This window comes from Flavobacterium endoglycinae (assembly GCF_017352115.1).
Lineage (GTDB): Bacteria > Bacteroidota > Bacteroidia > Flavobacteriales > Flavobacteriaceae > Flavobacterium > Flavobacterium endoglycinae.
On the sequence record NZ_CP071448.1, the window covers coordinates 389037 to 412432 of the forward strand.

At 31.9% G+C, this 23396-nt stretch carries 25 protein-coding genes; 18 read left to right on the top strand and 7 right to left on the bottom strand.

Annotation, left to right across the window (positions count from 1 at the left end):
• Window position 1: 1 nt before the first annotated feature.
• From J0383_RS01630 to nadC, 3 genes are all read right to left on the bottom strand, one after another.
• A complete protein-coding gene (locus J0383_RS01630; RefSeq protein WP_207296714.1) occupies window positions 2–430 on the bottom strand; it encodes a DUF2147 domain-containing protein in 429 nt (142 codons plus the stop codon).
• A gap of 1 nt (window position 431) precedes the next feature.
• Complete coding sequence (locus tag J0383_RS01635) at window positions 432–1355, bottom strand: YihY/virulence factor BrkB family protein (RefSeq protein ID WP_207296715.1); 924 nt, start codon at window positions 1353–1355, stop codon at window positions 432–434.
• 77 nt (window positions 1356–1432) lie between these two features.
• Window positions 1433–2290, bottom strand: a complete 858-nt coding sequence (gene nadC, locus J0383_RS01640) for a carboxylating nicotinate-nucleotide diphosphorylase (RefSeq protein WP_207296716.1) — start codon at window positions 2288–2290, stop codon at window positions 1433–1435.
• A gap of 295 nt (window positions 2291–2585) precedes the next feature.
• On the opposite strand from nadC, the gene J0383_RS01645 reads away from it, so the two are divergent.
• The 7 genes from J0383_RS01645 to rlmH all read left to right on the top strand — a co-directional run bounded on the left by J0383_RS01645 (window position 2586) and on the right by rlmH (window position 8411).
• Window positions 2586–3686, top strand: coding sequence for a DNA alkylation repair protein (locus J0383_RS01645; RefSeq protein WP_207296717.1), 1101 nt, complete (start codon window positions 2586–2588; stop codon window positions 3684–3686).
• 256 nt (window positions 3687–3942) lie between these two features.
• Window positions 3943–4824, top strand: a complete 882-nt coding sequence (locus tag J0383_RS01650) for a pirin family protein (RefSeq protein WP_207296718.1) — start codon at window positions 3943–3945, stop codon at window positions 4822–4824.
• A 2-nt stretch (window positions 4825–4826) separates the two neighbouring features.
• Entirely contained in the window at window positions 4827–5222 is a 396-nt protein-coding gene (locus J0383_RS01655) for an OsmC family protein (RefSeq protein ID WP_207296719.1), read from the top strand.
• Window positions 5223–5227: 5 nt separating this feature from the next.
• On the top strand, window positions 5228–5512 hold the full coding sequence (locus J0383_RS01660) for a GNAT family N-acetyltransferase (RefSeq protein WP_207296720.1): 285 nt from the start codon (window positions 5228–5230) through the stop codon (window positions 5510–5512).
• A gap of 371 nt (window positions 5513–5883) precedes the next feature.
• Window positions 5884–7302 (top strand): amidohydrolase family protein, encoded by a 1419-nt coding sequence (locus J0383_RS01665; protein ID WP_207296721.1) that lies wholly within the window; start codon window positions 5884–5886, stop codon window positions 7300–7302.
• A 138-nt stretch (window positions 7303–7440) separates the two neighbouring features.
• The gene (locus J0383_RS01670; protein ID WP_207296722.1) at window positions 7441–7746 is read left to right on the top strand and encodes an antibiotic biosynthesis monooxygenase family protein; all 306 of its coding nucleotides are present in this window, start codon (window positions 7441–7443) and stop codon (window positions 7744–7746) included.
• 191 nt (window positions 7747–7937) lie between these two features.
• Entirely contained in the window at window positions 7938–8411 is a 474-nt protein-coding gene (gene rlmH, locus J0383_RS01675; protein ID WP_207296723.1) for a 23S rRNA (pseudouridine(1915)-N(3))-methyltransferase RlmH, read from the top strand.
• A 37-nt stretch (window positions 8412–8448) separates the two neighbouring features.
• On the opposite strand, the gene J0383_RS01680 is transcribed toward rlmH, so the two are convergent.
• Window positions 8449–9081, bottom strand: coding sequence for a hypothetical protein (locus tag J0383_RS01680; RefSeq protein ID WP_207296724.1), 633 nt, complete (start codon window positions 9079–9081; stop codon window positions 8449–8451).
• Window positions 9082–9242: 161 nt separating this feature from the next.
• Window positions 9243–10073: a dihydropteroate synthase gene (folP, locus tag J0383_RS01685; RefSeq protein ID WP_207296725.1), complete on the bottom strand. Its 831-nt coding sequence runs from the start codon at window positions 10071–10073 to the stop codon at window positions 9243–9245.
• Between the two features lie 146 nt (window positions 10074–10219).
• On the opposite strand from folP, the gene J0383_RS01690 reads away from it, so the two are divergent.
• The 5 genes from J0383_RS01690 to tpiA all read left to right on the top strand — a co-directional run bounded on the left by J0383_RS01690 (window position 10220) and on the right by tpiA (window position 14591).
• Window positions 10220–10762 (top strand): DUF1599 domain-containing protein, encoded by a 543-nt coding sequence (locus J0383_RS01690; RefSeq protein WP_207296726.1) that lies wholly within the window; start codon window positions 10220–10222, stop codon window positions 10760–10762.
• Window positions 10763–10850: 88 nt separating this feature from the next.
• Entirely contained in the window at window positions 10851–11972 is a 1122-nt protein-coding gene (locus J0383_RS01695; RefSeq protein WP_207296727.1) for a BT_3928 family protein, read from the top strand.
• A gap of 256 nt (window positions 11973–12228) precedes the next feature.
• Window positions 12229–12888: a lipase family protein gene (locus J0383_RS01700; protein ID WP_207296728.1), complete on the top strand. Its 660-nt coding sequence runs from the start codon at window positions 12229–12231 to the stop codon at window positions 12886–12888.
• Between the two features lie 363 nt (window positions 12889–13251).
• Complete coding sequence (locus J0383_RS01705; protein ID WP_207296729.1) at window positions 13252–13749, top strand: TlpA family protein disulfide reductase; 498 nt, start codon at window positions 13252–13254, stop codon at window positions 13747–13749.
• A gap of 89 nt (window positions 13750–13838) precedes the next feature.
• Window positions 13839–14591 carry a triose-phosphate isomerase gene (gene tpiA / locus J0383_RS01710; protein ID WP_207296730.1) on the top strand — a complete coding sequence of 251 codons (753 nt, stop codon included), beginning with the start codon at window positions 13839–13841 and terminating at the stop codon, window positions 14589–14591.
• Between the two features lie 197 nt (window positions 14592–14788).
• Here tpiA and J0383_RS01715 read toward each other — a convergent pair whose 3' ends face one another.
• Both J0383_RS01715 and J0383_RS01720 read right to left on the bottom strand, forming a co-directional pair.
• Window positions 14789–17116, bottom strand: coding sequence for a hypothetical protein (locus J0383_RS01715; RefSeq protein ID WP_207296731.1), 2328 nt, complete (start codon window positions 17114–17116; stop codon window positions 14789–14791).
• On the bottom strand, window positions 17076–18212 hold the full coding sequence (locus J0383_RS01720) for a hypothetical protein (RefSeq protein WP_207296732.1): 1137 nt from the start codon (window positions 18210–18212) through the stop codon (window positions 17076–17078). Before J0383_RS01720 ends, J0383_RS01715 begins: the two co-directional genes overlap by 41 nt.
• Before the next feature lie 113 nt (window positions 18213–18325).
• Here J0383_RS01720 and prmA point away from each other — a divergent pair, with 113 nt between their 5' ends.
• From prmA to kdsA, 6 genes are all read left to right on the top strand, one after another.
• On the top strand, window positions 18326–19159 hold the full coding sequence (prmA, locus tag J0383_RS01725) for a 50S ribosomal protein L11 methyltransferase (RefSeq protein ID WP_207296733.1): 834 nt from the start codon (window positions 18326–18328) through the stop codon (window positions 19157–19159).
• Window positions 19160–19201: 42 nt separating this feature from the next.
• Window positions 19202–19477 carry an ATP-dependent Clp protease adaptor ClpS gene (locus J0383_RS01730; RefSeq protein WP_207296734.1) on the top strand — a complete coding sequence of 92 codons (276 nt, stop codon included), beginning with the start codon at window positions 19202–19204 and terminating at the stop codon, window positions 19475–19477.
• Between the two features lie 67 nt (window positions 19478–19544).
• Window positions 19545–20876 carry a sterol desaturase family protein gene (locus J0383_RS01735; RefSeq protein WP_207296735.1) on the top strand — a complete coding sequence of 444 codons (1332 nt, stop codon included), beginning with the start codon at window positions 19545–19547 and terminating at the stop codon, window positions 20874–20876.
• Window positions 20854–21531 (top strand): lysoplasmalogenase, encoded by a 678-nt coding sequence (locus J0383_RS01740; protein ID WP_207296736.1) that lies wholly within the window; start codon window positions 20854–20856, stop codon window positions 21529–21531. The genes J0383_RS01735 and J0383_RS01740 overlap by 23 nt, the downstream gene beginning before the upstream one ends.
• Before the next feature lie 104 nt (window positions 21532–21635).
• Complete coding sequence (locus J0383_RS01745; protein ID WP_207296737.1) at window positions 21636–22088, top strand: lipoprotein; 453 nt, start codon at window positions 21636–21638, stop codon at window positions 22086–22088.
• Between the two features lie 482 nt (window positions 22089–22570).
• Window positions 22571–23389: a 3-deoxy-8-phosphooctulonate synthase gene (kdsA, locus tag J0383_RS01750; RefSeq protein WP_207296738.1), complete on the top strand. Its 819-nt coding sequence runs from the start codon at window positions 22571–22573 to the stop codon at window positions 23387–23389.
• The last annotated feature ends 7 nt before the right edge of the window (window positions 23390–23396 follow it).

Sequence of the window (23396 nt, forward strand, 5' to 3'; positions counted from 1 at the left end):
TTTAATTTTTTACTCTTGTCCAGTATTGGGTTCTTCCCATTAAAGAAATTCCGATATATCCACGAAGTTTTAGTTTATCAGCAGACTCTAATGAAATATAGCATTTGTATTTTTTGCCATTTGTAGGATCCAAAATAGTTCCTCCATTGTATTCTGATCCGTCTTTTTTAAGACCGTTAATGATAACCATTCCTAAAATTGGCTTATTTTTTTCTGCTCCTTCGCATTTTACACAAACGTCTTTTTTATGGCTTTCACGTGTAATTTCTACCACTTTACCATAAATTTTTCCTGACTTTTCATAGATCTCTACTACAGACTTTGCTTCTCCTGTTTCATCATCGATTGTTTTCCATTTTCCAATTACACTTTGGCTTTGCATGGTCAAGGCAAAGAAGAACACTCCGATAGTTAGCATCAAATTTTTCATATTATTTTTCTTTTTTTTGTTTTAATTTTCTGATAGAAGCGTTCAATTCGAACCCTAAAAGCAGAATCATACAGTTTATCCAAATATAAAACATTAGAATTAATAATGTCCCAATAGAACCATAAAGTTCATTATATTTTGAAAATTTTATAACCCAAATCCCAAAAAAGAACGAAGATATAACAAATAAGACTGTGGTAAAAACAGATCCAATGCTTATAAAAGGCACTTTATTATATTGTTTTGTACCATAACGCAATAATATTGAAGATGTTATCAAAATCATTAAAACCACAAACAAATATCGTCCCAAAATAATCAGCGGAATGCGATCACTTAGAACATCCTGAATGATTGTTTTTTGAATAAATACCTCAAAAACGACAATTATTGCTACTGTCACAAACAATATAAAAGTCATTATTAAGGAAATTGCGAGCGCAACCAGATATTGCCTGAAGAAACCACGTTTATCAAAAACGTGTTTAGAAGATTCGAAACCGCTCAGGATTCCGTTAATTCCGTTCGCCATTAAAAAAATCGAAAGCAAAAATCCCGATGATAATAAGCCCGAATGACTATTATTTAAAATATCACTGATGATTTTACTAATGGCATCAAAAGTATTTGGCGGTACATTCTGCTGCACAAATTGCAGGAAGTCATCTTGAAAATTTTCTATCGGAATGTACGGAATCAAGTTTAAAATAAAGAGTGCAAAAGGAAATAAAGCCATGAAAAAGCTAAAAGAAACTGCGCTGGCATGATATGAAAATGCACCTTCAAGAATTCCTAAAGTATACATTTCGAGTAAATCATACAGCGAAAAGCCTTCCAGCCAAGGTAGTTTTATTCTTTTAAAAAGTCGGGCTATAGAACGAACCACAGGTATTTTCTCAATCCGATCTTCTATCTCTTTCGACATATTTTTTGATTTTAGATTGTTGAGTTTGGATTATATAAATCAACTCATAAATGTATAACTCAAAATTTATAGCTCCATTAAAAAGCCTTTAAACTCAAATCCATGTTGTAAACAGAATGCGTTAAAGCTCCTGATGAAATATAATTTACTCCGCATAAAGCATATTCGCGGATGGTTTTTTCGTTGATATTTCCTGAAGATTCCGTCTGGCATTTATTGCCAATCAATTCTACAGCAGTTTTAGTATCTTCATAATTAAAATTATCAATCAGGATTCTGTGGACGCCTTCGCTTTGCAAAATCTCTCTGATTTCGTCTAAATTTCGAGCTTCAACAATAATTTTTAAATCCAGATTGTTTTCTTTTAAATATTCTTTTGTTTTAGCAATGGCACGTGTAATTCCACCTGCAAAGTCAATATGATTGTCTTTTAACATTACCATATCGTAAAGCGCAAAACGATGGTTCTCTCCTCCACCAATTTTTACAGCCCATTTTTCTGCAGCTCTGAAATTTGGAGTGGTTTTACGAGTATCCAATATTTTGGCTCCAGTTCCTTCCAAAAGCTGTACGTATTGATTGGTTTTAGTAGCAATTGCAGACATTCTCTGCATCGTATTCAAAACTACTCTTTCGGCTTTTAAAATAGATTGTGAACTTCCAGAAACTTCAAAAACAACTTCGCCATATTCTACATTCGTTCCATCTTCAATAAAAGTTTTTACTTTCAATTTTGGATCTACATATTCAAATATCATTTTGGCAAGTTCAACACCAGCAATTATTCCTTGGTCTTTTACCAATAATTTTGCCTGACCGTGAGCGGTATCAGGAATACAGGCCAGCGAACTATAATCGCCTGTACCAACATCTTCTCTTATGGCATTGCTTATCAAAAGTTGTAATTCTGCTTGAAATTGAGCTTCGCTTATCATTTTTCTATTTTTAATAATATGCTAAATTAGGACATATTTTATGGATTTAAAAGTTTCCTTTCTGCGAAAAGTATTTTAAAACATTAAAATTTTCTTTTTTAACCATTAAGACATTAAGAAAATTAAGTTCAAACTTCTTAATGCTAGTTTAATTAAACGATCAGCTTTAAAAATTTCTTTTAAGCAATCTATTGATTAAGAAAAATTAAGCTCAAAACCTTAATAAACTTAATGCCTTAATGGTGAAAAAATAGAAAAACATTAAATATCTTTGATACTCAATCATGCAAAATTTATGGGATTAATTAAAGATATTTATTCAGTTTCTTTTTACGAAAAATTTGGTCAGGCTGTTGCCGAAGTGCATCCTTCATTCAATAAACAGAAATTTATTGAAGCCATTTACGAAGGTGATTTTGTGCAGAAAGAATGGAAAGAACGAATGAAACATACAACTGTTGTGCTTCATCAATTCATGCCTCAAAATTTTGCAGAAGCCGCTTCTTTACTTGATAAAATTATCGAAAACTTAAAGAGAAATAGCTTTACTGATGGAAATCTTGCTTTCATCTTCTTTGCCGATTATATCGAAATGTACGGTATAGATGATTTTGAAACTTCGGTAAAAGCATTTGTTTCTATAACACAATTTATAAGCTGTGAGTTTGCTGTTCGTCCATTTATTTTGAAATATAAAGAAAGAATGATCAACGAAATGATCAAATGGTCATTACACGAAAATCATCACGTTCGTAGATTAGCAAGCGAAGGTTCGAGACCGAGATTACCTTGGGCAATGGCGATTCCGTTTCTTAAAAAAGATCCTGCATCTATACTTCCTATTCTAGAAAATCTAAAAAATGATCCATCAGAATATGTTCGCAGAAGCGTTGCCAATAATTTAAATGATATTGCCAAAGATAATCCACAAATCGTACTTGAAATCGCTTCACGATGGAAAGGTCATAGCAAAGAAACCGATGGAATTATCAAGCACGGCTGCCGCACTTTATTAAAACAAGGACATCCTGAAATTTTAGGTCATTATGGTTTAGAAAGCACGAATATTGAACTTTCGTCTTTTGAAATCAAAACACCAAAAGTAAAAATTGGAGATTATCTGCAGTTTCATTTTCACTTAAATAATAAAAACAAAGACCCCAAAACAGTTCGCTTGGAATATGCCGTTCATTATAAAAAAGCAAAAGGACATTTGGCAAAGAAAGTCTTCAAAATCAGTGAAAAAATCTATCATCCCAATCAGTTAACAAAGATTGAAAGAAATCAATCTTTTAAATTAATTACAACACGTGTTTTTCATACCGGAATCCATCAATTATCAATTATTATTAACGGGACTGAAAGTGACGTTTTGGAGTTTGAATTGACGGATTAAAATTTAAATTCTAAAAAAGACATCTAATCAGTGTTGTCAGACTGAGCGAAGTCGAAGTCACATTTGCTGAATCACTTTGCGGGACTTCGACTTCGCTCAGCCTGACAAAAGAACACAAATATTTCAAAATCAACAATTTGAACAAATTAGACATTTTCCTTACTTTTATAATACCAAAACAACTTTTCTTAATCTAAATTAAGTTACAAACAAGTATTGCTATTGTAATTTTGTTTTCAAATCAAAATAATATCACATGTCAAACATCAGTTTAATTATCGAAGAACGTGCTGCCAATATTGGCAATTTTATGGTTGGTAGATTATTGCCTTTCCGTGAAAAAAGAGCCGTTGGACCATTTGTATTTATCGATCATATGGGACCTGCTCATTTAAGTGACCATGAAAATATGGATGTTCCTCCGCATCCGCATATTGGACTTTCAACACTTACTTTTTTATTTGAAGGAAGTATAATGCACCGCGATAGTTTGGGAACAGAATTAGAAATAAAACCAGGCGCAGTTAACTGGATGACGGCTGGAAAAGGAATCGTTCACTCTGAAAGAACTCCTGAATATTTAAGACATTCAGATAAAATGCTTCACGGATTGCAGATTTGGGTGGCACTTCCAAAAGAATTGGAACAAATGGATCCGAATTTCACGCATGTTGAAGCACAAGATATTCCAGCTTGGGAAGAAAACGGAGTTTCTTTCAAATTGATTGCTGGTGAAGCTTTTGGGAAAAAATCACCAGTTCCAGTTTATAGTCCGTTGTATTTTATTGAAATTAAAAGCAAAGAAGCGCAAAAAATTAATATTGGAAAAGATTTATTTGGCGAAAGCGGATTGTATATTTTAGAAGGAAGCATCAAAAGCGGCGAACATGTTTACGATCCAAAACAGATATTAATTACAACCGACAGCACACTTTGTGAATTTGAAATTTCCGAAAATTCTACAGTTTATATTTTTGGAGGACAGCCGTTTCCTGAAGAACATTTTATCTTTTGGAACTTTGTTTCTTCGGATAAAAACCTCATCGAAAAAGCAAAACAAGATTGGACAGCTCAGACTTTCCCAATAGTTCCAGGCGAAACTGAATTTGTACCATTACCAGAACCAAGAATCAAATAATTATGGATACTGTTTCGGCAAAAATAGATACACGTTTGTATCGCACAGAAATCACTTCTGCAAGTGGAAATGTTTTAATTTCAGATGAACCTCAGCAATTAGGCGGAAAAAATTTAGGTTTAAATCCAACTGAACTTTTGGCTTCTTCATTGGCGTCTTGCACATTAATTACTTTACGAATGTATATTAATCGCAAACAATGGAACGTCGAAGAAATCAATGTCAAGATTGATTTTGAAAGAGATTCAGAACGAAATTGCACCTCATTTACCCGAAGAATTGAAGTAATAGGCGAAGTTGACGACGAGCAAAGACGTAGATTAGAGACGATTGCAAACAGTTGTCCAATTCACAAAACATTGACAAATACAATCGAAATCAAAACCACATTAATATAATTATCATGGAAATTCAACAAACAAACGATACAAGAAGAGGCTCTTTTGACGCTATTGAAGACGGAAAAGAAGCTGGAAAAATGACATACACTTGGGCAGGAGATTCAAAATTCATCATTGACCATACAGAAGTGAGTCCGGAATTTAATGGAAAAGGTGTGGGTAAAAAACTGGTTTTAGCAGCAGTAGATTATGCTAGAGCCAATAATGTGAAAATTATTCCGCTTTGTCCTTTCGCGAAAAGCGTTTTCGATAAGGTCGAAGAAATTCGTGATGTACTTTTCTCTTAAGGGACAAAGTCACAAAGGTTCAAAGCGACAAAGGTTTATTGTAGAGACGCACTGCAGTGTGTCTTTCTTTTTTAACCGCAAAGAGCGCAAAAGGATTACGCAAAGTTCGCAAAGTTTTTTATACAAAGCTCTGCGAACTTTGCGTTTATACCAAGTCTACCTTGTAACAAAACCTTGCGAACTTTGCGTTAAAAAATCACCGCCGCAATGCGTTTACATAACGAATGTTCCAATACGTTAGACGCACTGCAGTGCGCCTTTTTTATTTAATTTGCTATTACTCATTTATTCTAAACTTTGCCCCTTTGTTACTTTGCAACTTTGAACCTCAAATAAAAATCGTATATTTGCGCGTAATTTAATCTTAGAGTATGACAAGAATAATTACACTTTTCTGCATTTTTATAGCACAAATTGGCTTTTCTCAATCAGCTGAGAGTTATTTAGAAAAAATCAGAAATAATGAAGCTCTCTTAACCGCTTTCTTTCAACAAATGCCTAAAGGAGGCGATTTACACCATCACTTTTCAGGATCTGTTTATGCAGAACCGCTTTTAGAAAGAGCAATTGCAGAAGACTTTTATCTGAATCTTGAAACTATGGCGGTTTCTAAAACCAAACCCGAAAAAGGAAACTGGGAAAACTTTTCATCTCTTGCAGCCAAAGGAAAATTAGATTATTACGAGCAGCAAGTCATACAAACTTGGTCGGCTAAAGATTATAACGGCGTTTCTGTACCTTCTGATGATTTGTTTTTTGATTCTTTTCAAAAATTCGAACCTACCATCAGCGGTCATTTTGCAGAAGGAATGCTGGAATTAAAAAAACGTGCTATCGCTGAAAATGTTCTTTATATAGAAACGCAGTTAAGTACAATTCCGTGCGATATGAACGTTTCTGATTTAACAGATTTCAACTCGAAATTACGTCAAGCAGCAGATCAAAAAGACGAAAAAGCGGTTCTTAAGCTTTTAGATGAATTATACAAATCGCTTCAGAAAAAAGATGCTAAAAAATATGCTGATAATTTCAATACCAATTTCTTAGCAAAACTGCATAAAGATTTAAAAATCGATGATGAAAAATTCACCATGCGTTATCAAAATTTTGTGCTTCGTTTTATGGAACCAGTAGATTTATTCAAAAATCTGGTCATTGCTTTTATTTCGTCAAGCGAAAGCAAACTAACGGCTGGTGTAAATATTGTTTCTCCAGAACATGGAAAAACTTCTATGAAGGATTACTGGCTTCACATGGTAATGTTTAAATATTGCCACTCAAAATTTCCAGATGTAAAATATACGCTTCATGCGGGCGAATTGACCTTAGGATTGGTTGAACCAGAAGAATTAACCTGGCATATTAATGATGCGATTTATATTGCTGGTGCAAACCGAATTGGTCACGGAGTTGATATTGCTTACGAAGCCAATTCATATGATTTGCTGAAATATATGTCTGAAAAGAATATTCCGATTGAAATTAATTTGGTGAGCAATGAATTCATTTTGAAAGTAAAAGAAAACAGACATCCGTTTACACTTTACAAAGAATTTAATGTGCCAATTGTAATCAGCACTGACGACGCGGGTATTTTAAGAAGCAATATGACTGAACAATATGTTTTACTCGCAAAAAGATACCCTGATGTGAATTACGAAACGATAAAAAAATACGTTTATAACAGCATCAATTACAGTTTTATTCAAGATGCTTCGGTTAAAAAACAATTACTAAAAGATTTAGATAGTCGTTTTAAATCTTTTGAAGCCAAGTTTTCTAAAAACTAACATTTGTTAATCTGTGCGAAGATTGCACGCAGATTTTACAGATTTAAGCTGATGATCGCAGATTTCTTTTATATTAAAATATCAAAAATAAAATCTGCCTAAATCTGTAAAATCTGCGTGAAAAAAAATATATAAAATATGATTTTAGAAGGAGCATTTCTTTATGTAAAACCAGAATTAGCCTCTCAATTTGAAGCTGATTTTGCGAAAGCAAGTCAATATATTTCTTCAATTGATGGATATTTAGGGCATCGTTTGGAAAAGTGTCTGGAAGTTGAAAACAAATACCTTTTATTAGTGGATTGGAACACATTAGAAGATCATACAATTGGTTTTCGAACTTCTAAAGCGTATTTGGAATGGAAAAAGATTTTGCATCATTATTACGAGCCATTTCCAATTGTAGAACACTTTGAATCTGTTTTTGAAAATAAAAAACAATAATTAAAATTAGCTTTTCATAAAAATTGAAACACATAGAAACATAGATTTTTTATTGTTTCTATTTAAGTTTACATAAAAAGCAAGCTTTAACACATAGCTATGTGCATTTAAATTAGTGAAGCGCCTTTTGCAGATAAAGTAAACTATATTTCTATGTGTTTAAATTAAATTCATGGCAAAAAACTTAAATAATGAACATCAAACTTCTCGCCATAGGCAAAACAGATAATAAATCGCTTCAAACTTTGATTGACGATTATACTAAACGTTTGTCATTTTACATCAAATTTGATTTGGAAGTTATTCCAGATATCAAAAACGTAAAAAACTTATCTGAAAGCCAGCAAAAAGAAAAAGAAGGTGAACTTATTCTTTCGAAACTTTCTGCCACAGATCAATTGATTTTATTAGATGAAAATGGAAAAACTTTTTCAAGCGTTGGATTCTCTGAAGAATTACAAAAGAAAATGAATTCTGGTGTCAAAACTTTGGTTTTTGTAATTGGCGGCCCTTATGGCTTTTCTGAAACTGTTTATAAAAAAGCGCAGGGAAAAGTTTCGCTTTCGCTAATGACGTTTTCACATCAGATGGTACGTTTATTTTTCATCGAACAATTGTACCGCGGATTTACGATTTTACGAAACGAACCTTATCATCATCAGTAATTTAAGTATTCAGTCGTAGTTTTTAGTATTCAGTATTTTAAAAAATGAATTCTACTGGAAGTTTATCCAGATTATAAGTCACATCTTTTTGAAGTAGAATTTTATATTGAATGTATTCTTCATAACTCATATTCTTATCGAATAAAAATACCAAATTTGGGACTCTGTCAAATTTTATACTGTAGAATTGTTTCAGTATTTCTGAAATTTTAATTTCTTGATTTCCCATAAAAACCTGTTGTTTCCCTTTTTTAAAGTACACAACAAAATTTCCTCTTTCAGGTCTATCCATTTTATAAAACACTTTCGTAAAAGGCAGAAATGCCAAATTCTTCCCAACAGAATCTGCATATGAATAATAGTTTTCAGATTCCTCGTTTTGATGCATTTTTTCATTTCGCTTTTTTTCCTGCATTTTAATTACCTCAGGAATTACGAGTTTCAAAGGCAAACGTTTGTCTATGTTGAAAATCCAGTTCGTTGAAATAATAGCGCTTTTCCGGTTTAAATCTGCGATTGTATCTTTTCCATCCACTTTAAAAAAGAGGTAAATTGGGGAATGATCTTGTACATATTTTACAATTGAAATGTTTGATTTTGGCAACAATACGTCTTCTTTTTTTGCACAGGAAAATAGAAGGCAAATTATAAGTAGAGAAAGGTATTTCATAAAAAAGCAATTTAATTTTAAACACATAGAATCATAGATTTTGGAAACTTACAGAAGACGTTTCACTTACATTAACAAACAAAGCTATGTGTGGAAACTTGTTTCTTTCAATCCTTTTAACACAATAAAATCTATGTTTCTATGTGTTAAAATAATAGACATTAAAAATCCGTAGTTAACTTTCCAAACAAAGTAACACATTCCACGGCTTCTTTCACATCGTGAACTCTAAGAATTTTGGCGCCTTTAGTTAAAGCAATTGTATTTAGGAAAGTGGTTCCGTTTAGAGCTTCTTGAGGCGCAATATCAAGTGTTTTATAAATCATTGATTTTCTAGAAATTCCTGCTAAAACTGGTAAATCTAAAACATTGAAAAGTTCCATTTTTTGCATTACTTCATAATTTTGATCGGTTGTTTTAGCAAAGCCGAAGCCTGGATCTAAAATCAAATCGTTGATTCCTAAACTTCTCGCTTTTTTTACTTTTTCAGAAAAATAAAAAAGCATTTCTTTACTAATATCATCATATTGTGTCAAACTCTGCATTGTCTGCGGATTTCCACGCATGTGCATCATGATATACGGAACGTTGTAATGCGCAATTACGTCAAACATTTTTTCGTCTAACTCTCCTGCCGCAATATCATTTATAATCGCCGCGCCGCTTTCTATACTCGCTTTGGCAACTTCTGCTCTAAAAGTATCAATTGACAACAAAGTTTCCGGAAAATGCTTTAAAATCAATTCGATTGCCGGAACAATTCGGTCAATTTCTTCTTGTTCCGTTACAAACTCTGCGCTGGGTTTACTCGAATATGCCCCAATATCGATGAAAGCTGCGCCTTCAGAAAGCATTTTATCAACCTGCGAAAGAATTTCGTTTTCGTTTTTATATTTTCCGCCGTCAAAGAAAGAATTTGGAGTAACATTAAGGATTCCCATAACTTTAGGAATCGACAAATCTATAAGTTCTCCTTTACAGTTAATTGTCATTGTATTGTTTGTTTTATTTGTTTCAAGTTTCAGGTTTAACGTTTATCCCGTTAACAATTTATTTAGAAAAACTTGAAACCTGAAACTTGAAACTCTTTAATTTTTCCTTATTTTTGAAGAAATTTTAGCAAATATACAGCATATAAATGAAGAATACTTCCCAAGAGTTTGATAATGTAATCGCAGTCTGCCGAACTTTGTTTATCAATAAAATGAAAGATTATGGCAGTGCATGGAGAATTTTAAGACTTCCATCATTGACAGATCAGATTTTCATAAAAGCACAAAGAATTAGAAGTTTACAGGAAAATGAAATCCGTAAAGTTGATGAAGATGAAAAAGGAGAATTTATCGGAATCATCAATTATTCTATTATGGCTTTGATTCAGTTAGAATTAGGTGTTGTTGACCAGCCTGATCTTGATGTGGAAAAAGCAACTGAATTATATGATGCTAAAGTGCAGCTTACCAAAGATTTAATGGAAGCCAAAAACCACGATTACGGTGAGGCCTGGCGTGATATGCGAGTAAGTTCTTTAACTGATTTAATTCTGCAGAAACTCCTTCGCGTTAAGCAAATCGAGGATAACAAAGGTAAAACATTAGTTTCTGAAGGAATTGATGCTAATTATCAGGATATGATTAATTATTCTGTTTTTGCTTTAATCCTTAATCCTATTACGAAATAAAATTTCAAAAAATAAAATATCAAATTCCAACTTTAAAATTGGTTTTTGGGATTTAAAAAATTTGGAATTAAAACCCTAAATATTTGTCATGAAAAACATCATTACTCAATTTTCCCGATTATTTGTCGGTGTATTATTTATTATTTCTGGATTAATAAAATTGAATGATCCTGTTGGATTTTCATATAAACTGGCCGAATATTTTAGTGAGCCGGTTTTCAATTTGCCTTTTTTAGAGCCGCTGGCTTTAGGATTAGCAATTTTTTTAGTAATTCTAGAAGTCGTTCTGGGTGTTATGTTATTAGTAGGTTATAAAGCCACACAAACTATCTGGGCATTATTACTTTTAATCATTTTCTTCACGTTCCTTACCTTCTACTCTGCTTATTTTGATGTAGTAAAAGATTGCGGTTGTTTCGGAGACGCTTTACACTTAACGCCTTGGCAGTCATTTGGTAAAGACGTTATTTTATTATTCTTTATTTTGATTTTATTTATCAATCAAAAATTAATAAAACCTTTATTTTCAAATTCAAAAACTAATCTTGTCGTTTATTTAAGCGTTGTTCTATCGGCTTTTATGGCGTATTGGGTTTTAAATCATAATCCAATTAAAGATTTTCGTCCGTATAAAGTTGGAAACAACATTCAGAAAGGAATGGAAATTCCAGAAGGCGCTCCAAAATCTGTGGTGGAAATGATTTTCATTTACAAAGTAAACGGAGTTGATAAAGAGTTTACTGAGAAAGATTTAATGAATATTCCAGAAGGCGCTACTTTCGTCGATCGTAAAGATAAAGTTATTACAGAAGGTTATGTTCCGCCAATTCATGATTTTACGATGACAAAAGATGATGCTGATCATAAAGATGAATTGCTTCAAGAACCAAAATTAGTGATTTTTGTAACCTATGATTTAAGCAAATCGAAACCAGAAGGCATGAAAAAATTAGCTAAAGTTACAGAAGATGCCAAAGCGAAAGGCTATAAAGTTATTGCCATGACCGCATCTGGAGCTGATGAAATCGCAAAAGCTAAAAAAGATTACAATTTAAATGTAGATTTTTACTTCTGCGACGCAACTACCCTAAAAACAGTTGAAAGAGCCAATCCAAGCATTGTGGTTTTACACAAAGGAACTGTAGTTCAAAAACTTCATTACAACGATATTGATGATTTAAAATTATCTGATACAGCATATAGTCTTTAATCGAATTATAATATCAATAGGCGCCGAAAACAATTTAGTTTTTCGGCGCTTTTCTTTTGTAAACTATTTTCAGCCAAAAATGCTAAATTTCATTTATAAATAATATTCCTACATTTGAATAATAGCAGAATAAATTTTATTCAGACAATAAATTTGTAATGAGTCATTGCTAAATATTCATATACACAATAGAAAACTTAGAAATTAAAATGCCGCCTATAAACTCGATTAGTCAAAATTTAAATACATATTCACAATGAAAAAACACTGCCATCTAATTATCCTATCTTTTACAATTTTATTTAGTATTATAAGTTTTGGGCATAAAAAAAATAACGACCAATCTTATATATTTTTTCTTCATAATAAATTTGTTGAAGAACATAATTTGAACGAATTTCACCCAGAATATGGAAAAGCCGAATACAATGAAATTTTAAATTCTTTTAGAAAAGATAATTTTATTGTTTTAAGTGAAATTCGAAGCAAAAATACTAACGTTCCAAACTATGCCAAAAAGATTGTAAAGCAGATTCAGGAATTATTAAAAAAAGGTGTTGCACCTAACAAAATAACGGTTATTGGAACATCTAAAGGCGGTTATATTGCACAATATGTTTCAACGTATTTAGCCAATCCAAATGTAAATTTTGTTTTTATTGGCTGCTTTAGAGATGTTGATATTGAGAAAATTCCAGATATTAATTTCTGCGGAAATATTTTGACAATTTATGAAAAATCAGATATTTATGGTGTTTCGGCAATAAGAAGAAAAGAAACTTCAAAACTGAAAATCAATCATTTTAAAGAAGTTGAACTAAACACTGGTTTAAAACATGGATTTTTGTTCAAAGCATTAGACGGCTGGATTGTGCCATGCAAAAAATGGGCATCGGGAAATTATGATTTGAATTAATCAAAATCTCAAAAAAAGTCTTCAATAATTATTTTTATTGAAGGCTTTTTTATTCCAAATCTGACGTTTTTTTCTCTTTAAAATTCTTTAAAATGCTATTTTTTTGACATCATTTTCATCTTCTACAAAAATCATTTTAAAAATAAGCCGAATTTCAGACCAACTATTACGATTTCATTCCTCTTTTTTAAACCAAAACCGATTGTTTTGTTATAAAATAAACGTCTCTTCAAATTTTGTTAATCTACATTTGGCTTTCAATTTGTTTGTTTAACTTTGTTCGCAGCCATTTTTTAATGCTCGCAAAACACAATTCAAAACGTGGAATTTCAAATTCCGCTATAAATAATTTTTGACATAACTATGAAACAAATTGCTTTAGCTGTAATAGCATTTATTACTTTTTCATGCTCTCAAGCTCAGAAAACCAGTTTTTCAAAAGAAGCTTTATCTGAAAAATTATTAGGAACTGATGATAGTCAGACTACTTTTAAAAACATTTTAAAAAAATACAAAGGAAAAACATTAGTAATCGAAGTTTGGGCTTCTTGGTGCGGCGACTGTGTAAAAGCAATGCCGAAATTAAAAGAATTACAAGCTAATAATCCTGATGTTTCTTACCTGTTTATTTCGGCTGATAAAACGGCTGATAAATGGAAAGCAGGAATTGAAAAACACGAATTAAACAAAGGCGATCATTATATGATGAACGACGGGATGAAAGGTCTTTTTGGAAAAGCAATTGACTTAGACTGGATTCCAAGATACATTGTTATCGACAAAACTGGGAAAATTGTTTTATACCGTGCTATCGAAACTGATTTCGATAAAATAAATGAAACACTTAAAAGCTTAAAATAAAATCAATTTAATGGCAGTTCTTAAAATGCCGTTATTTTGATTTACGTCATTCAAACAAAAAAATTAAAAGAATAACAAAAACTACCAAAATGAGAAAATCGATTGTTGCAGGAAACTGGAAAATGCATAAAAATGCAGCTCAAACTGAAGAATTATTAAACGAGTTAATTGCTAAAGTTCCAGCAAAAACTAATGCACAAGTAATTGTAGCGCCAACTTTTGTAAACTTACAAGCGGCAGCTGCAAAATTAAAAAACACAACTATTGGAGTTTCTGCTCAAAACGTTCACCAAGCTGAAGGTGGCGCTTTTACAGGAGAAATCTCTGCAGATATGTTAACAAGCATTGGTGTTAACACCGTAATTTTAGGTCACTCTGAGCGTAGAGCTATTTTCCACGAAACAGATGCTTTAATCGCAAGTAAAGTAGATACTGCTTTGAAACATGACATGACAGTTATTTTCTGTTTTGGAGAAGAATTAAAAGATCGTCAATCTGGAAATCACTTCAACATTGTTGAAAACCAATTACGTGATGGTGTATTCCACATTGCAAAAGAATCTTGGTCTAAAATTGTTTTAGCATACGAGCCAGTTTGGGCTATCGGAACAGGAGAAACTGCTTCGCCAGAGCAAGCTCAAGAAATGCACGAATTCATTAGAGAAACTATCCGTAAAGCTTTTGGAGGTGAAATCGCTGATGAAGTTTCTATTTTATACGGTGGTTCTGTAAAACCAGAAAACGCTAAAGAAATCTTCTCTAAACCAGACGTAGATGGTGGTTTAATTGGAGGTGCAGCTTTAAAAGCAGATGATTTCTTGGCTATTGTTACAGCTATCTAAGATTTTAGATTTTAGATTTTAGATTTTAGATTTTAGATTTTAGATTTTAGATTTTAGATTTTAGATTTTAGATTTTAGATTTTAGATTTTAGATTTTGAAATCGCTATATAAAAAAAGCGTTCGCTGTGCGAACGCTTTTTTTATTGATACTACAACTCAGTTTTAATTTTTAATTTTTAATTTTTAATTAAATAAATCAATTAATAAACGACGACAATAACGGACAATCGTATTTTTTGAAAATTGACGTTTTACTATAAACTGAATAAAAATCACGAAGTTCTTTTCCAGCTTTAAAAGCAGGTCTATTGTCATCGATAAAATCGGCGTAATATCCATAATAATTACATTCGAAAATCATTAAACTTGCCATTGCCTTTTCGTTGTTGTTTTTGGACATTTTTAAGGCTTTTTTATAATACAATTTCGCCATTTTCAAATTGTAATAATTTTCGTTTTGGTATTTCTTTTCATTGGCGGAGTTGTCACCGTAAATGTAATCTACATAAGAACTTCCAGAAGTCCAGTCGTATGCGCTCATCATCCAAGAGTTTCCTAAATACGAAACATTAAAGTAAGCATGCGCTAATTGCAGGTTACTAGATGCTGTATTTTGTTTTTTCAGCTGAATCAATTTGGCAATAAAATCTGTTTTATTGAAGTGATAATCGAATTTTCGCTCTTCCTGTTTTTGAAGAATTTTTGGCGTAAAAGGATTTTCATTCAAATAATTTTTATACTCATAATTCTTATCCCAAAAATCCTTCGGCATGCTGGCAAATGTTTCGTAAGCCAATTCCAGATTATTATTTCTGAAAGCAATGGTTCCTTTTAAATCTTTATAATAATTTACATCAGAAGCAATGGTTCCCGTACAAAGATATTTTTCAAAAGGTGTTTTATCATCTTTCTTCTGCAAAGCAATTAATCGATCTATATCTTCTGTAGTAGCATGACGATCAAAATAACCAATATAACTATAAAAATAAGGACTGTCGTAAACAGAATATCCACCTTCATTTTTAATATCAGATTTCATGTTTAAGAGACCTGCTAAAACAGTATCCCCTTTTTTGTAGAATTCGTCACTTGCAATTCGATATAAACTGTATAAGTTTTTAAACAATCCATTATCTTTTTCTGCCAAATTTTCAATTGAATTGAAATACGTATAAAGCTGATTTTGTACTTTTTCGTTCTTCAAATCATCTTGTTTTAAAGAAACTAAAGCCAATAACATGTTCTTCTGCATTTGTATTGATGAATTAGCATTTGAAGAAATCATAGCAGTATATTTCTTTCCTAAATCTATTTCATCATTCAAAAATAAAATTTGTGCAATTGCTGCACTCAAATAGTCTCTTTGCTCGCCAGAAGTTTTATCATGAATACTAATTAGAAAATCCCTTACTTGTCTTAAATAAAAAATGTCTTTGGTGTAATTTTCAGCTTTAGCTTTGGCATAATTATCATACCAACTCATACTATCAAATACAACAGAAGGCGTTCCATTATTTGTATATTGCGGTGTTAAAAGCCAGTCTTCTAACTTATTAATTTCTCTACCAATCAAAAAACTCAAATACAAACTATTTGGATTGAGTTCGTGTATTTTTTTTAGTGTTTCTAAATCTGGTGCTGGATTTCTAAGACTTTCGATCGTTAGAATAGCGCTTCTTTCTGCATCGTTTTGAGCCAACGCTAAAGTTTCATTTTTCAGTTTCCAGTTATAATGCTGTAAAACAGCAAATGATTTTTCTTCGCATGAAACGAATACTTTGCTTAAAAGATAGTTCTGCATTGGAAAATCAGTAATACACAAAGCTCTGTAATACAATGCCCAAGGTTTCAAAATGGTGTTTGATTCTTTAGTAAAATAAGTATCATACAATTTGATTACCTGGTTTTTATCTCCGGCATAAAAACTAAATCTTAAATATAAAAACGCATATCGCTGTTTCAAAAAATCATCTTTGGCAGAATTTATTTTTTTATCAAAACTTCCTAAATCAGGTAATGCATGGTTTTGATTTCCATATCCAATATTTCCCCATGATTCCCATTGTACTTCTTGGCTGCTGCTGTATTCTATTTTCTTAGCAAATACAATATAATTGAGATAAGCTTTGTTTTTTGACTTTAATAATGCCTGTATAAAAGTATTTTTAGGAAATGCTGTTTGTAATGTTTTATTTTCAAAAGCACTTTCAATCAGCTCAGAATTTGTTTCGTATAAAATAGTATAAACATCTTCAGGTTTAACAGTTTCTCCTAATTTTTTCTGCCATTCTTTACAATTTACATCCCAATCGATTGTAGAAATAGTATTGGTAGAATAATACAAGTCTGCCGAATAATAAAACGGCGTGAGTTTAAAAAAACCTGCTCTTTCTGCTTTAAACAATGCTAAACGAGAAGTTTCGGGTTCTACACTCCATCCGCATGCAGACGAAAGCTGAAAAACCAATAACAAAAACAAACTGCTAAAAACTTTCATAGTATTTGGATATATTTTCGGTTCCATAATCTTTAATGTATTTTTTATCAAAAGAGAAAAACGTTATTTTCGTCTGATCGTCAATTGAAATTTTATTTTTTATAATCGAAATCATTTTTTGCAATTCAGCATCAGAAATTTTCTCTATTCTGATTTCGTCTCCGTTTCGCAAATAGGTTCCGCCAACCAAAATATCATCTTGTAAAAGGTATTTATCATTGTCAATCTTCTTAAACTTATTCCTATTGTTGATTATATCTTCATAATCAGATAAAATTCCTTTAAACTCATTTCCCCTAAAGACAACTGCCCAGCTGTATAATGGCAAAGCAACATCCAGTTTTAGTTTATAATCACTATGGGTTAAATATTGTTCTAATTCTGTACTCGTTCCTATTGAATTTTTAGTCTGAAAATCATCTGGTTTTGTGATATTATAGCACATCAGCAATCCTTTATCAACTGGCGGAATTCCTGCTTTTGTGGCATATTTATACTGCCATAAACGAATCGTTGCCGCAATTTTAGCATTAGGAAACTGATTTTTGACTTTATCCAATAAATAAAAATAGTTCTTCTTTGATTTTTCTGTCCAGTCGCAGTCTATAAGGATCTCTTTAAAATCTAATTTTAATTTAGCCAATTCAGCAGATCGCACTGAATCATAATTTAATGATTTATAGTTTTCCTGATTATAATCACTTCTTGTATAAACAATATTTGATGCTTTTCTTTGAGCCTTACTCTCGAGCATTTTTTTACCAATATCCTGCACGCGTTTCGCAATTCTAATAGCAAGACTATCCAGTTGTTTTTTATTGGTATTCAAAACAACATCATTTGCGATAAAAATACTAGGTGTAACTTCCGGATTGCTTTCGTTTAGTTCTATATTTCTGATTGTGGCCACTGGAAGTGCTTCTTTGGAATATGGATTCCAGTTTACATCAAAAAAACGGAGATATAAATGTTTTACACCCATTTTATGAATCAAAGAATCATCTTCCTGCTGAAAGTACAAATCTGTTTTCCAGTAACAAAAAGACCGAACAATATCATGTTCTTTCACACAACCCATTCCGTTTAAGATAAGAAAGAGTAAAATAATAAGCATATTCTTCATAACGTGAAAATTCCTATAAAAGAAGATCAAAGTTAGCATTAATAATTTCCAGTTTCTGATTTATTTATGAACAACTTTTGCATTTGATTCATACCTTTGCAAAAATTTTTTTTATGTCAAATATATATTTAGGATATCACTTTACGATAGAGCCAAAAGAATTTGGATCAGAAATTTTAGTTGCTGAATTGGGCGAAAAAGCGTTTGAAAGTTTTACAGAGACTGAAAACGGAATTTCGGCTTTTGTGAAGAAAGATTTATGGGACGAAAATATTCTCGATGATATTTATATTTTGCAGTCTGAAGAGTTTAAAATTGAATATACAATTGAAGAAATCGATCAGGTGAACTGGAATGAAGAATGGGAAAAAAACTTTGAACCTATTGATGTAGATGGAAAATGCCATGTTCGCGCTCCTTTTCATGAAAAAACAGATGCTGAATTTGATATTGTAATCGAACCTAAAATGAGTTTTGGAACTGGTCATCACGAAACCACTCATATGATGATCCAGCATTTATTGGAAATGGACGTTAAAGGTTTAAAAACTCTTGATATGGGATGCGGAACTGCCATTTTAGCCATTTTAGCCGAAATGAAAGGCGCAGAACCTATTGATGCTATCGATATTGACAATTGGTGTTACCTCAACTCTATCGAAAATGCAGAACGCAATAATTGTAAACACATCAGCGTTTATGAAGGCGATGCAGCATTATTGGCAGGAAAAAAATACGATTTGATTATTGCCAACATCAACAGAAACATTTTGTTAAACGATATGCAGGCTTATGTAGATAGTTTAAACCCAAAAGGAATTATTCTATTCAGCGGTTTTTATGAAGAAGATATTCCTTTTATCGATGCTTCATGTACTGAAAAAGGCTTAACGTATGTTAAAAAGCTTCAGCGAAACAACTGGGTTTCATTAAAATACGTAAATTAGTATAAAGGAATTACAACAAACAAGTACAAAAACTTATAAAAAATGAGTACTAAAGAAAAAGTAAAAGAAAGAGTTCGCGAAAAGCAGGCTACAGTCTTCAATAACGAAATTGTTCTTTACAACGACGATGTAAATACTTTTGATCACGTTATTGACACACTTATGCGTGTTTGTGACCATACTCCTGAACAAGCAGAACAATGTTCCTTAATTGTACATTACAACGGAAAATGCACTGTAAAAACAGGTCCTATCGACAAATTAAAACCGCAATGTACACTTCTTTTAGAAGCTGGGCTTAGTGCCGAGATTGTTTAGTTTTTGAAAATATTGTAAAAAGCATTCTATTTTATTCTATATTTGACATAAATAGAATGCTTTTTTTATGGAAGAATACGGAAAGATATTAATTATCGCAATGCCGGTTTTTTTAGCCCTAATTATTATTGAAAAAATATACGGCATTTATAAAAAAAACGACACTGCTCCTTTAATCGACAGTGTATCGAGCATTAGTTCTGGAATAACCAATTCTGTTAAAGACGTTTTAGGTTTAAGCGTTACTTTTCTTTCCTATGAATGGATGGTTTCCAAAATTGCCATTTTTCATCAAGAGCCTAGCGTTATATCTTACATCATTGCTTTTTTTGTAATTGATTTTTACGGTTACTGGAGCCATAGATTTGCTCATCAAATTAACTTTTTCTGGAACAAACACGCGATACATCATAGCAGCGAAGAATTTAATCTGGCCTGCGCACTCCGCCAGCCTATTGCTAGTTTAGCCAATTTATTTACTTTTTTACTGATTCCGGCTGCTCTTCTAGGCGTTCCTGCTTCTGTTATTGCTATCACTCTTCCACTGCATTTGTTTTTACAATTTTGGTATCATACAAAACATATCAAAAAATTGGGATTTCTAGAACACATTATTGTTACGCCTTCTCATCATAGGGTTCATCATGCTATAAATCCCGAATATTTAGATAAGAACCATTCACAAATATTTATTTTTTGGGATAAATGGTTTGGTACTTTTCAAGAAGAATTAGACGATGTTCCTCCTGTGTTTGGAATCACTAGACCTGCTCATACATGGAATCCTGTAAAAATTAATTTTCAGCATTTGACTTTATTGATTAAAGATGCCTGGCGCGCCGAAAACTGGAAAGACAAACTCACAATCTGGTTTAAACCAACAGGATGGCGTCCAGCAGATTTCGATGAAAAATATCCAGTATACAAAATCGAAAATGTATTTGATTTTGAAAAATATGGTACCAATAATTCTAAAAAACTTATTTACTGGTCGGTTATTCAGATTTTGATAACGCTTTTATTTGTGAGTTATCTGTTTGATAATATTGCCACAATTGGTCTTCCAAATATATTTATCTATGGATTTTTTATTTTGATAACCATCTACAGCAATTCTGAACTTATGGATAAAAGCCGATATGCCATATTTTGGGAAGGTTTTAGATTAGTATCTGCAATTGGTATTATCACCTATTATGGTGACTGGTTTGGTTTAAACTCAATTTTTCATTTAAGTAATTATATCGTTTTAAGCTATTTAGTCTTGTCGTTTTTGATAAGCATTTACTTTGTAACAATTGATTTCAAAACCAATCAAAACCAAACCAATCAAAACCAAACCAATCAAAACCAAACCAATCAAAACCAAACCAACAATGAAAAAAAATCTTTTCTTTAAAATCTTTACAGCCTTTAGTTTTCTCTATCTGCTTCTTTTATTCTTAGGACACGAAAATTTTGATTATTATTTAAAACCCATATTAATACCTTTATTGACAATTGGTGTTTATTTTAATAAAAAATTTGCAACTCGAAAAATTCTTTTAGCCGCCCTATTTTTCTCTTGGATTGGCGATGTTATTTTACTCTTTGCTGATATTTCAGAAATCTATTTCATTATTGGGTTAGTTTCTTTTCTAATTGCTCATATCTTGTATTGTGTTCTTTTTAATCGTCAGATAAAAGAAAGAGTTCGAAAAAACATCTCTTTTTTTGTTGTAGGAAGCATTATCATTGCAGGCTATTTAATTGCAATGCTTTCTATTTTACTGCCTTCTTTAGGTGATTTAAAAATTCCAGTAATCGTCTACGCTTCGGTTATTTCAATAATGCTTTTGTTTGCTTACAACGGACTTTTGATCTGGCCGAAACCAGCAAATCAACTCGTATTTTTGGGTGCTTTGTTTTTTGTAATTTCAGACAGCATATTGGCTGTCAATAAATTTTACAATCCTCTCTGGAAAAGTTCATTTTTTATTATGCTGACTTATCTTGTGGCACAATATCTGATTGTAACAGGAATAATCAAACTAAACCGAAAAGAGAAAGACTAAATCAATTTTTACAAGTTTTAAACTGTAATAAAAATTACTTTAACTCTTGCTGTTTGCGATAAAAAAACCTTTTACATTTGTAAGACCAAAATAACCTTTCTACCATGAAAAAAATAATCGTATTCCTTGTTTTATTAGTTACGGTAACTTCTTGTATCAGCACAAAATCTACTTTAAAAAATGTTGATGATAATGCGCCTGATTTAATTTTAAGCAGAAATAACACGTTTGTAATTTCACAATTCAGCAAAGACAAAAAATACGGATACGATCCTGATTATCCCGTAAATATATTCTTCAGAAATACTAGAAATGAAGCCGAAAACGAAGTACGTTTTTTAAATGCATTAGCGGGTCCAAATGGTGAAAAAATTACTTTTAAACGCTTAGAAACCTGCTGCCCTTTTCCAACAAAAAGAAGCGACATGGGAGCTGGATTTTTAAATGTTTACGAATTAACTTGGGAAGGACAAAAAAAGCCAATAACGCTTTATTTAAATGTATATGAAAAAGGAATTTTAATGGTTCCGATGGGATTGAGTCTGAAAAAGGAATAAGAAAATATTTAAATATGTTGGAAATTACGCCATTTATATTAATTCTTGTACCGCTTGTATTGCAGTTAATAGTGGGGACTAAGTCTATTCAGCATAAAAATTCATTAAAGTTTGGCAGAATCTCTATTATTACTATAATTTCTCATATAATACTTTCTTATATCGCTTTCAAAATTTCCGATTATAATTTTACAAAGCAATACGAACAATATCCAAATCCAGCCAGATGCGGCATGCCTCTTTTAGGAATTACCATGGCCTGTTTCTTTTTACTATGTGTCCTTCTTATGGTTATTTTAATTCAATTTTTAATTAAAAAATGGAGGAAAGAAAAATTATAGTTAGAGAATCGTAAAACAATCCTTATTAAAAAAGAAAGAAAATAACTACATAATTAACTTTATGAAGTCATAAAATAATCTTAAATCTTCATCTGAAACTCATAAATCATAACTACCTTTGCATTGCAAAAAAATAATTTTATGAACTTACAACATATTCCACAAATCAAGCATACTGAAAGCGGGAATTTCTTTTTACTGGCGGGACCTTGCGCTATTGAAGGAGAAGAAATGGCGCTTCGAATTGCTGAGAAATTAGTTGGTATTACCGACAATCTTCAGATTCCTTATGTGTTCAAAGGATCTTTCAAAAAAGCTAACCGATCTAGAATTGATAGCTTTTCTGGAATTGGAGACGAAAAAGCCTTAAAAATTTTAAGAAAAGTTTCAGAAACCTTTCACATTCCAACCGTTACTGATATTCATACAAACGAAGATGCTGATATGGCTGCACAATACGTTGACGTACTGCAGATTCCTGCATTTTTAGTTCGTCAAACAGATTTAGTTGTTGCAGCAGCCAATACTGGAAAAACAGTTAATCTAAAAAAAGGACAATTCATGAGTCCAGAAAGCATGAAACACGCTGTTCAAAAAGTACTGGACTGTAACAATGAAAACGTTATGGTAACAGACCGCGGAACCATGTTTGGCTACCAGGATATGATCGTTGATTTTAGAGGAATTCCTACTATGCAGCAATATGCATCTACCGTTTTAGACGTTACACACTCATTACAGCAACCAAATCAAACCGCTGGTGTTACAGGCGGAAGACCTGATATGATTGAAACAGTGGCAAAAGCAGGTATTGCAGTTGGTGTAGATGGTATTTTTATCGAAACACACTTTGACCCTGCAAATGCAAAAAGTGATGGTGCTAATATGCTTCATTTAGATTATTTCGAAGGCTTAATGAATAAATTAGTTGCTATTAGAAAAACCGTTAACTCATTCTAATAATTAT